This window comes from Legionella sp. km772, from assembly GCF_003989735.1.
GTDB lineage: Bacteria > Pseudomonadota > Gammaproteobacteria > Legionellales > Legionellaceae > Legionella.
In genome coordinates this window covers 1-9,979 of record NZ_RZGQ01000108.1, presented here as the reverse complement: position 1 = coordinate 9,979, position 9,979 = coordinate 1, and the positions used below count along the sequence as shown (strand labels likewise).

Below are 9,979 nucleotides of genomic sequence, written 5' to 3'. Positions count from 1 at the left end.
CAAGTGAAATAAAAAAATCTAAAAATCCTTCTTCCAGCTTCATTCCTATATCCATTTAAATGAAGCTAGCCTCTCATTATTTACCGATTTAAGCTAGATTTTTTTCATGAGGTGGCCCTGAGCGTTAATCTAAACTCGATTCAAAGATTTTCTTTGAATCGAGCTATTTTTCTTAATATCTGTTAATTTTAGAAAAAATTTTAAAAACAATGAAGCATGGGCGCCAAAGATATTTCTCATAAAACTACCTTATTGCTCGACCTTGATGAAACTGTTTACGTAGCGCTTACTGAACAAGAATTCGACTTGCATGGTGCTACCTACGAAAGTATTAAAAAATATAAACATATCCACCCTAGCCATGATTTATCAGCAGGGATAAAAATTGGTGGATTTTATTTTTTTGTGCTTAATCCCGAACTGCTTAAGACTATGATTGAAAAAATTTATGCTCAGCAGGATGACATTATTATTTTCACTGCCGGTTTATGGTTACCACCCATCTTAGAAGTTATTAGTCGACTGTGTGACTTGCATAGTGAAGATGCTGTGAAATTTAAAGGCTCTCTATTCTTAAACCCGCAACATGACAGTGAAAAATTAGGCTATAGCATGGAGGCAACCCGTACTTTAGCAAAAGCTTATCGCTTGCATAGTTTATTTCGCTCTATGGAAGTATTACGCCGCCGGCATTTCATTCTACTTGATAATGACTCGCTTCACATCAGCTCGTGTGGCGAATTGCCTTATATTCAAGGTATTAGAGCCACTACAGACAGTGATGATAAAAGTTTTTATGAATTGGTACTTAAGGCTATGGCGCTGTCTCATGCAGGAGAGTGCGCACTATCACCGGCATCTCCCGCTTATTATTTCCCCCAGGCCATTTTGAAGACCTTGATTGCTTTAGATAAAAGTAGCTTGAATGAAACGGCAACCTTAAGTGTAACTTAAATAATTAAAGGAGATTGAGCCTGGAGGTATTTGCTATTCGTCTAGCTTCAAAATTAATTCGAAACAGGCGAGCATAACTCAACCAAAGTACCGTCAGGACAACGAATATAGGATACAGTTTGTCCCCAGGGTTTATCTACTGGGTCTTGTAAAGATATGCCTCCGGCCATAACTGCTTGCTGGTGTGCGTGAGGAACCGAATCGGTGATTAAAACAATTTCAATGCCTAAAGGTTTGACTGACTCATTGGTTGCTATATACCCTTCAGGGAGGTTATTTGCCCCTAAAGCATGAGAGGCAAAAGCAAGTGTTGTATTTCCTGTCTCTAATTCGCCGTACCCTGAATCGTGGTAAAAGCGTATTTTTAAACCAAAAGCTTGCTCAAAAAAATTAAGAGAAGCGCGGACATCGTCCACATAAATAATGGTATAGCCAAATTTCATGATTGTCTCTTTGTGTTAGCGAATTTTTAAATTAGTTTATCTTACTAAAAAATACAATCATTAATTAAGTAGATGAAGGTAGATTGCCGCTGAGGGGAAACCTACCAGAAATATATTACATAAATTCTTCTTCACAAGCTAATTCTTCAGCCGAAAATAGCTCCTCCGCTTCATTGGCATTCGCATTGATTAACTGTTTTTCTAGATTTTTAAAATCCCACATGGATTGATCCATTAATTGGCTTGGTTTAATACCTTGCAAGGCATGTAACATATTGCTAGGAACTTTAGGGTTTTCTAAAGCAAGTTGATCAATAAGTTTAGCTACTTTCTTGCGCATTAAATTTTCTTGCGAGCCACACAAATTACAGGGAATAATAGGGAAGGCTTGCTGGGTAGCATAAGTGATAATGTCTTTTTCTTGAACATAGCTTAAGGGGCGAATGACGATATGCTTTTTATTATCGCTTAATAACTTAGGCGGCATAGATTTCATAACGCCATTATATAGCATAGACATCATTAGAGTACGAATGAGATCATCACGATGGTGACCTAAAGCTATTTTATTAAAGCCTTTCTCCTCGGCATAGCGATAGATAATACCACGGCGTAAACGTGAGCACAGTGAGCAGTAGGTTTTGCCTTCAGGCACCTTTTCTTTAACAATACTATAGGTGTCACGGGTTAGTATTTCATGAGGAATAGAACGATCATTCAACCATTGTTTCAACGCAGAATCATCCCAACCCGGTTGAGCCTGATCTAAGGTGAAAGCAAAAATTTCGAATTTATTTCCGGAACGACGGCGAAGCATATCTAAGATGGTGAGCATGGTAAATGAGTCTTTACCGCCTGATAAGCAGACCATGACTTTATCATGGCGCTGGATCATATTAAAATCAGCGATGGCTTTGCCAGTATAATGAAGTAATTTTTTTTCAACTGCTGAAGGATTGGACGACATATAAAAAACCTAAGTTATTTGGAGGCTAAATTACTTTCATTGGGAAATCCATTAACCCGTGTAGTTGCTAGCCATGAATTTACTTGCTCTAAATCATTAACGTTTAAAGTGCCAGCGAGGTATTTTAAAGTTAAAATAGAATAAATCAAGTTGTACTGATCGTTGGCTAATTGCTCTTGGGCTTCAAAAAGCCTCTGCTGGGCATTAACTACATCCACCATCGTACGGGTTCCTACTTCAAATTGAGCCTCCGTACTTTCCAATGAATTTCTTTGTGAAATGATCGTTTGCCGATCGGCTTTTACCTTACTAATCCCATCATTAATAGTATTAAATGCAATGCGGCTGTTCACCACTACATCGCGGTAGGCTTGCTCTAATTGTTCACTACTGGACCGGAAATTATATTGAGCTTGACGGGTTTGTGATTGCACTAAGCCCCCTTGGAAAATGGGGAAATTCATGGCTAAAGCCACACCTGCTTGGGTTTGTCTTGAGGGGGCAAAAAATGAACCGGCGTCTACTTGGTTATGAGTTTGTGTCGCATTACTTTGAATAGAAAATACGGGCCAGTTTCCTGCAGAAATTGACTTCATACTTTCTTTTGAAGCTTCTAAAGAGTACTTCGCAGTAAGTAAATTGTAATTTTGTTTCAAGCCAGCATCTATCCATTCATTAACATCAGCTGGTTCTGGTTTAATGAGGGGTATTTTACTGTCTTTTAAAGGGGCTAGGGCCTCGTAGACATGATTAGTTAATTTTCTTAAATTTTCACTTTGGTTTATTTGGTTATTACGGGCAGAAATAACGGTGGCAACCGATTGATCATAGGCCGCCTTTGCTTCATAAACTGAGGTAATCGCATCAAGACCAACATTGAAGCGTTGAGTGGCCTGATCATATTGCCGCTTATTAGCTCTTTTTTTGGCTTCGGCGAAATCTAAGGTATCTTTGGCAAACAAAACGTCAAAATATGCTTTGGCTGTTCTTAAAATTAAATTTTGCGCTGCGTCATTAAAGGTAGCTTGTGCGGCTTTTACAGAGGCCTTTGCTTTATTGATCGCCGCCCAAGCTTGGTAATTAAAAATAGCTTGGGATGCAGTGACCTGCCATTGGTTGCTACCATAAGCAAGTTTAGCACTTTGGCCGCCTGCTTTAACATCTTGTAGATTACGTCCAACTAAAGTATTAATTCCCACTTGCGGGAATAAAGCGGCACGCGCTTGTGGCACTGCTTCTGTGCTGGACATGTAGTTGTCATAGGCCGCTTTAAATTGAGTATCATTCTCTAAAGCTTGCTTGTAAATATCCATTAGATCAGTTGCAAAAATCTGTGTGTTAATACCTGCTAAGACACAGAAAAACAGTGCTTTTTTCATTAAAACGATCCCTAGAAAACGAATTCTTTTGGTTTTAGGTGATCAATCAAGTTTGGAATATCTGTTTCGAACAGAAAGGATTCTGTCCAAATACCTTCATGATCTAAAGAATAAAGACGCGCCTGCATTATAGGCGATTTTCCGGTTATAGAAAATAATTTTCCACCCGGTAAAATTTGTAATTTATGGGTTTGGGTCAATTGCTCAACAGCACCGGTAAAAACCACTACATCATAGGGTGCCTTTTCTAACCAGCCTCGCGATGCATCTCCAGTGATTAATTCGACATTATCACAATGATGGGCTTTTAATTTTGCAGCAGCATTGTGGGTAAATTCAGCATAATAATCAACACTGATTACTTTTTTGCATAATTTGCTCAATAAAGCAGTAAAAAATCCCGACCCGGTACCTATTTCTAAAACCGTTTCATGGCCTCGAAGGTCGAGTGCTTGCAAAATCATGCCTTCTTCTAAGGGGGTTAGCATTCTTTGCTCATGTCTGAGCGGGATTTGCATATCAGAATAAGCAAAAGCAGCGTATTGCTCAGGAACAAACTCATGGCGAGGAACTAAATCATATAAAGCAAGAATGGATTCATCCAGAACATCATTAGTTCGAAGTTGTTGTTTGACCATATTTGTACGTGCGCTATTATTATTCATTTCTGTTACCGGTTAATTATCGTGATAGGTTAAAGCGTTGTGCCAAGTTTAGCAAGAATTTGGACTCTATTAAAAGCCTTTCTAAGGCGCGTGCATTTTTAACATGGAGAGTCAGTTTATAATTTGCTATTATTAACGACTTTATACCTATTTTGAGGAGAGCACTGTGCTTGAGCGATTTACTAATTTTCTACAAAATGAATTGGATGGTCTCAAAAAAGAAGGTCTCTTTAAATCCGAACGGATTATTTCTAGTCAGCAGCAAGCTGAAGTGACAGTCAATGCCCATGAAGTGATTAATCTCTGCGCTAATAATTATTTAGGATTAGCCAATAATCAAGAATTTATTGAGGAAGGACAAAAGGCCTTAGGTGAGTATGGTTATGGTATGGCCTCAGTGCGGTTCATTTGTGGTACTCAAACGCCACATAAACGTTTGGAAAACAAAATCAGCGAATTTTTAAGTAAAGATGATACGATTCTTTACTCCTCATGTTTTGATGCGAACACTGGTTTATTCGAAACCTTACTGGGAGAAGAGGATGCAATCATCAGTGATTCACTAAACCATGCCAGTATTATCGATGGTGTACGTTTATGTAAAGCGGCTCGTTATCGTTATGCTAATAACGATATGAAGGATCTTGAGCAACAATTGATTGCGGCTAAAAATGCTCGTTTCCGCCTTATCGCTACGGATGGGGTTTTTTCAATGGATGGTATTTTAGCTAATTTACCAGCAATTTGTGACTTAGCAGATAAATACGACGCCATGGTGATGGTTGATGATTCCCATGCCGTTGGTTTTATGGGTAAAACTGGTCGTGGAACACCTGAGCACTTTGGGGTTACGGAACGTATTGATATCATTACTGGAACCTTAGGTAAAGCTTTAGGGGGGGCGTCAGGAGGCTATACCTCTGGCAATGCTGTAATTATTGAGTGGTTGCGTCAACGTTCACGCCCTTACTTATTTTCTAATACCTTGGCGCCCGTGATAGCCCAGACATCCTGCATGGTCTTAGATAAATTAAGTCAAAGTAATGAATTGGCTGATAAATTAAAAAGAAATAGCCACTATTTCCGAGAGGGTATGTCGAAATTAGGCTTTAAATTAATTCCGGGCGAGCATCCCATTATTCCTGTCATGTTAGGAGATGCAAGTTTAGCTGGACGCATGTCGGCGCGTTTATTAGAATTAGGCATTTATGTAGTAGGTTTTTCATACCCTGTAGTTCCTAAAGGATTAGCGCGTATTCGTACACAAATGTCAGCGGCACTTGAACTACCTCATTTAGACAAGGCAATTCAGGCTTTTGAACAAGTAGGTAAAGAATTTTCTGTTATTTAATTTCATTGCACTCCTTGGTTTATGAACCAAGGAGTAAATGGCTTACATCTTTGAGGTATCCATGAAATCATTAGTTAAAGCAAAAAGAGAACCGGGAATTTGGATGCAGGAAGTACCTGTCCCTGAATACGGGGTGAATGATGTTTTAATAAAAATTAAAAAAACTGCCATTTGTGGAACCGATATTCATATTTATACTTGGGATGATTGGGCACAAGCAACCATTCCTGTACCTATGACCGTAGGCCATGAATTTTATGGAGAGATTGTTGCTGTAGGTAAAGAAGTAAAAGGCTTATCGGTAGGGCAGCGTGTTTCTGGTGAAGGACATATTACTTGTGGTTTTTGTCGGAATTGCCGTGCTGGTAAACGTCATTTATGCCGCAATACCTTGGGGGTAGGTGTTAATCGTCCAGGTTGTTTTGCTGAGTTTTTAGCGCTTCCTGCATCTAATGTCATTGTTATCCCAGAAAATATTTCTGGGGATCATGCGTCTATTTTTGATCCTTTTGGCAATGCAACCCATTGTGCCTTAGCCTTTGATGTAGTTGGAGAAGATGTTTTAATAACTGGAGCAGGACCAATAGGGATTATGGCTGCAGCTATTGTCCGCCATATTGGTGCACGGCATGTGGTGATCACCGATGTTAATGACTACCGTCTTGATCTAGCTAGAAAAATGGGTGTTACCCGTGCGGTCAATGTTAAATACGATAAGTTAAGTGATGTGATGACGGAATTGGGAATGACGGAGGGTTTTGATGTCGGGTTAGAGATGTCAGGTAACCCGTTTGCGCTCAACGATATGATGAAAGCGATGAATCATGGTGGTCATGTGGCGATGTTGGGTATCCCGCCGCAAGAAACGGCAATTGATTGGAACCAAGTCATTTTTAAAGGCTTAGTAATCAAAGGTATTTATGGGCGGGAAATGTTTGAAACCTGGTACAAAATGATCGCTATGATTCAAAGTGGTTTAGATATAAAACCCGTAATGACCCATCATTTTCCCGTAGAAGACTATGAGCATGCTTTTCAAATTATGGCATCAGGACAATCAGGAAAAGTTATTTTAAATTGGTAACAGATGGACTATAGCCTGGTTGTTTACCGCCAGGAAGAATTTTAAATCGACCAAGCTAGAGTTACGTAAAGCTATGGGATGAGTAATAACGTGGAGTTTTTATGGCACAGTATATTTTTACTATGAATCGTGTAAGTAAAATGGTTGAAAATCAGCGATTTATTTTAAAAGACATTTCTTTGAGTTTTTTCCCAGGTGCAAAAATTGGGGTCTTAGGTTTAAATGGTTCGGGTAAGTCAACCTTGTTACGAATTATGGCCGGGGTTGATAAACAATTTGACGGGGAAGCAAGACCGCAACCCGGCATTAAAATTGGCTATTTAGCCCAAGAACCTGAATTAGATTTAGAAAAAACCGTGCGGCAAGTGGTTGAAGAAGGCGTGGCAGAGATGAAAGACAAATTAGCCCGCTTTGATGAAATTAGCATGCGTTTTGCAGAACCCATGAGTGACGATGAAATGAATAACTTACTTGCGGAACAAGGTGAGTTACAAAATGAAATTGAAACTGGTGGTGGTTGGGATCTGGATCGGCGTTTAGAAATTGCAGCCGACGCGTTAAGACTCCCCGACTGGGATGCCATCGTCGGTAAGTTATCTGGAGGCGAGCGTCGTCGAGTCGCTTTATGCCGCTTATTATTATCAAGTCCTGATATGTTATTGCTCGATGAGCCGACTAACCACTTGGATGCGGAGAGTGTGGCTTGGTTAGAGCATTATTTAGAAGACTTCCCTGGCACCGTAGTGGCAATTACCCACGATAGATATTTCTTGGATAATGCGGCCGAGTGGATTTTAGAATTAGATAGAGGGGAAGGCTATCCATATAAAGGGAATTATACGTCTTGGTTAGAGCAAAAAGAAGCCCGCCTTGAAATGGAAAAGAAACAAGAAGACTCGCATCAGCGCACCATTAAAGCAGAATTAGAATGGGTGCGGACTTCACCAAAAGGACGCCATGCGAAAAATAAAGCCCGTTTAGCCCGTTTTGAGGAAATGAATTCCAAAGAATTCCAAAAACGCAGTGAAACCAATGAAATTTATATTCCACCAGGTGAACGCTTAGGTGATTTGGTCTTAGAGGGTGAAAATATTTGTAAATCCTTTGGCGATCGTATCTTAATCGATAATTTAAACTTTAAATTACCTAAAGGTGGGGTAATGGGTATTATCGGCCCCAATGGTGCTGGTAAATCCACCTTTTTAAAAATGATCACTGGTCAAGAGCAACCGGATAGCGGTACTATCCGTATTGGAGATACGGTACAGTTGGCATATGTTGATCAGATGCGTGATGATTTAGATGGCTCTAAAACAGTATGGCAAGAAATCTCTGATGGTCATGATATTATGCAGGTGGGCAGCTTCCAAATGCCATCGCGTGCTTATGTGGGTCGGTTCAATTTCAAAGGTACAGATCAGCAAAAGAAAATGTCGCAACTTTCTGGAGGTGAGCGTAACCGGGTTCATTTAGCCAAGTTGTTAAAAAGTGGCTGTAATGTTTTATTACTGGACGAACCAAGTAATGATCTCGACGTAGAAACCTTAAGGGCCTTAGAGGAAGCGATTCTTAACTTCCCAGGCTGTGCCATTGTTATCTCGCATGATCGTTGGTTTTTAGATAGAATTTGTACTCATTTAATGGCCTTTGAAGGGGATTCTCAAATCACCTATTTTGAAGGTAATTATAGTGATTATGAAGAAGATAGAAAACGTCGTTTAGGTGATGATGCGAATAAACCATCGCGCATTAAATACCGACGTTTGCAAGATTAATTAGGAATATTTTGGAGAGAAACCTTAAATGAAAAAGTTGTTTGGCTTAGTGCTGCTGCTGTCACTTAGTTTGACAGGATGTGTGGAGTATGATGAGTCTACTTTAATTACTGATGATGCGGGCTATGTCCACAGAACCATTCATTATACCAAGGATAAAAGAGGGCGTAATTATTTCCCGGAGCAAATTAAAGCAACCGGCGAGCGCTTGTTTGTTTTTGATCCTAAGGCATCTGCCTGGGCAGCTTATAATGAAGAAGGCGTGCGGGTAATGACCGGTGGTGGTTCTGCGGGTGTTGATGCTTGTGAGGAAAATGCCAGCCAATCATGCAGAACGATAACGGGTACTTTTAAAGTCTACAACAAACGAGGCGCTGAGTGTCGTTCGGGTGAGTACCCTGTAGATACGAAAGGTGGCGCAAAGATGCCTTATTGTATGTACTTCTATCAAGGTTTCACCATTCATGCCGCCTACGAAGTACCTGAGCATCCATCCAGCCATGGTTGTGTACGCGTATTCCCCAGTGCTGCAAAATGGTTAAATGAAGAGTTTATGCGAGTGGGAACCAAAGTAATTATTTTAGCTTACCCTGATCAAAATGGGGTGCAAAAGAATCCTTTAGTTGCTCAGCATTAATATTAATCCTCATCAATTGACGCCATAAAAGGCGTCAATTTAACAATCAGTGTTCAAAACAGTCCTTTTAGTCCTGAAAAAATTGTGCTTAATTTGACACCAGCTCATTGTGGAGAGCGATAAAAAGCTAAACCTCCCAATCAATTTATCTTTGATAGATCTATTAAGATTTATTTTTTACCAAGGGGTTAGGTTCAGAGTGTACTGCTTTTTCTTCATGGTATCTATGCGACCTCTGTTCTGGGTTTTTAAAAAAATTATTACAATTATCGCTGGAAGATAGTGGAGGATTTTGTTTAACATGTTCTTGCATCGTTTTTTGTTGATCATTGTTTGCAGTATTTTTGGCATTGTTTAAGAGGGTAGCTAATGTATTTTCTAACACTTCCATAAATACTACTCTATTAGGCATGGGAAAAGAGGGCAGTTTATTCCAAAGACCGCTTATTAGGTGCTCCGAAAGAGTGAGGAGGAAGGGCTTAATGAAAGTAACAGAATGAGGACAGAGGAGTATTTTTTCCGTAAGTTCAGCTAGCTCAATACTATTCAGGCTTGTTAATGTTTGCTGTAGAGGGCTCTCTGCAGTGCCCCATATTTCATTAATCACTCATGTTACGCACATAAACTTGTAGTTTGACTAAAAAGCATTAGAATTCCGCCCTTAATTTTAGGGAGGGAATTAAATGGATATGCTTGATCTTTATAGTGATTATTTGATTTTCCA

At 39.7% G+C, this 9,979-nt stretch carries 10 protein-coding genes; 5 read left to right on the top strand and 5 right to left on the bottom strand.

The genetic code is table 11. The features are described from left to right. Window positions 1–216 precede the first annotated feature (216 nt). Window positions 217–954 carry a hypothetical protein gene (locus ELY15_RS10845; protein ID WP_127099892.1) on the top strand — a complete coding sequence of 246 codons (738 nt, stop codon included), beginning with the start codon at window positions 217–219 and terminating at the stop codon, window positions 952–954. A 53-nt stretch (window positions 955–1,007) separates the two neighbouring features. Here the strand turns inward: ELY15_RS10845 and ELY15_RS10840 are convergent, their stop codons facing one another. The 4 genes from ELY15_RS10840 to ELY15_RS10825 form a co-directional block, all read right to left on the bottom strand. Beyond that, window positions 1,008–1,397 (bottom strand): VOC family protein, encoded by a 390-nt coding sequence (locus ELY15_RS10840; RefSeq protein ID WP_127099890.1) that lies wholly within the window; start codon window positions 1,395–1,397, stop codon window positions 1,008–1,010. A gap of 115 nt (window positions 1,398–1,512) precedes the next feature. Further along, complete coding sequence (gene ttcA, locus ELY15_RS10835) at window positions 1,513–2,364, bottom strand: tRNA 2-thiocytidine(32) synthetase TtcA (RefSeq protein ID WP_127099888.1); 852 nt, start codon at window positions 2,362–2,364, stop codon at window positions 1,513–1,515. 14 nt (window positions 2,365–2,378) lie between these two features. Beyond that, window positions 2,379–3,743 (bottom strand): TolC family outer membrane protein, encoded by a 1,365-nt coding sequence (locus ELY15_RS10830; RefSeq protein ID WP_127099886.1) that lies wholly within the window; start codon window positions 3,741–3,743, stop codon window positions 2,379–2,381. An 11-nt stretch (window positions 3,744–3,754) separates the two neighbouring features. After that, window positions 3,755–4,408 (bottom strand): protein-L-isoaspartate O-methyltransferase, encoded by a 654-nt coding sequence (locus ELY15_RS10825; RefSeq protein WP_127099884.1) that lies wholly within the window; start codon window positions 4,406–4,408, stop codon window positions 3,755–3,757. A 166-nt stretch (window positions 4,409–4,574) separates the two neighbouring features. Here ELY15_RS10825 and ELY15_RS10820 point away from each other — a divergent pair, with 166 nt between their 5' ends. The 4 genes from ELY15_RS10820 (at window position 4,575) to ELY15_RS10805 (ending at window position 9,255) form a co-directional block, all read left to right on the top strand. Then, complete coding sequence (locus ELY15_RS10820) at window positions 4,575–5,759, top strand: glycine C-acetyltransferase (RefSeq protein ID WP_127099882.1); 1,185 nt, start codon at window positions 4,575–4,577, stop codon at window positions 5,757–5,759. A 61-nt stretch (window positions 5,760–5,820) separates the two neighbouring features. Next, window positions 5,821–6,843, top strand: coding sequence for an L-threonine 3-dehydrogenase (tdh, locus tag ELY15_RS10815; RefSeq protein ID WP_127099894.1), 1,023 nt, complete (start codon window positions 5,821–5,823; stop codon window positions 6,841–6,843). 101 nt (window positions 6,844–6,944) lie between these two features. Next, the gene (gene ettA / locus ELY15_RS10810; RefSeq protein WP_127099880.1) at window positions 6,945–8,618 is read left to right on the top strand and encodes an energy-dependent translational throttle protein EttA; all 1,674 of its coding nucleotides are present in this window, start codon (window positions 6,945–6,947) and stop codon (window positions 8,616–8,618) included. Window positions 8,619–8,646: 28 nt separating this feature from the next. Next, a complete protein-coding gene (locus ELY15_RS10805) occupies window positions 8,647–9,255 on the top strand; it encodes a L,D-transpeptidase (protein ID WP_127099878.1) in 609 nt (202 codons plus the stop codon). 163 nt (window positions 9,256–9,418) lie between these two features. On the opposite strand, the gene ELY15_RS16140 is transcribed toward ELY15_RS10805, so the two are convergent. Next, on the bottom strand, window positions 9,419–9,862 hold the full coding sequence (locus ELY15_RS16140; RefSeq protein WP_158617453.1) for a hypothetical protein: 444 nt from the start codon (window positions 9,860–9,862) through the stop codon (window positions 9,419–9,421). Between the last annotated feature and the right edge of the window lie 117 nt (window positions 9,863–9,979).

Excerpts from the sequence above, each read along its gene's own strand:
- ELY15_RS10845 (WP_127099892.1), top strand. The coding sequence starts at position 217 with ATGGGCGCCAAAGATATTTCTCATAAAACTACCTTATTGCTCGACCTT.
- ELY15_RS10840 (WP_127099890.1), bottom strand. The coding sequence starts at position 1,397 with ATGAAATTTGGCTATACCATTATTTATGTGGACGATGTCCGCGCTTCT.
- ttcA (WP_127099888.1), bottom strand. The coding sequence starts at position 2,364 with ATGTCGTCCAATCCTTCAGCAGTTGAAAAAAAATTACTTCATTATACT.
- ELY15_RS10830 (WP_127099886.1), bottom strand. The coding sequence starts at position 3,743 with ATGAAAAAAGCACTGTTTTTCTGTGTCTTAGCAGGTATTAACACACAG.
- ELY15_RS10825 (WP_127099884.1), bottom strand. The coding sequence starts at position 4,408 with ATGAATAATAATAGCGCACGTACAAATATGGTCAAACAACAACTTCGA.
- tdh (WP_127099894.1), top strand. The coding sequence starts at position 5,821 with ATGAAATCATTAGTTAAAGCAAAAAGAGAACCGGGAATTTGGATGCAG.
- ettA (WP_127099880.1), top strand. The coding sequence starts at position 6,945 with ATGGCACAGTATATTTTTACTATGAATCGTGTAAGTAAAATGGTTGAA.
- ELY15_RS10805 (WP_127099878.1), top strand. The coding sequence starts at position 8,647 with ATGAAAAAGTTGTTTGGCTTAGTGCTGCTGCTGTCACTTAGTTTGACA.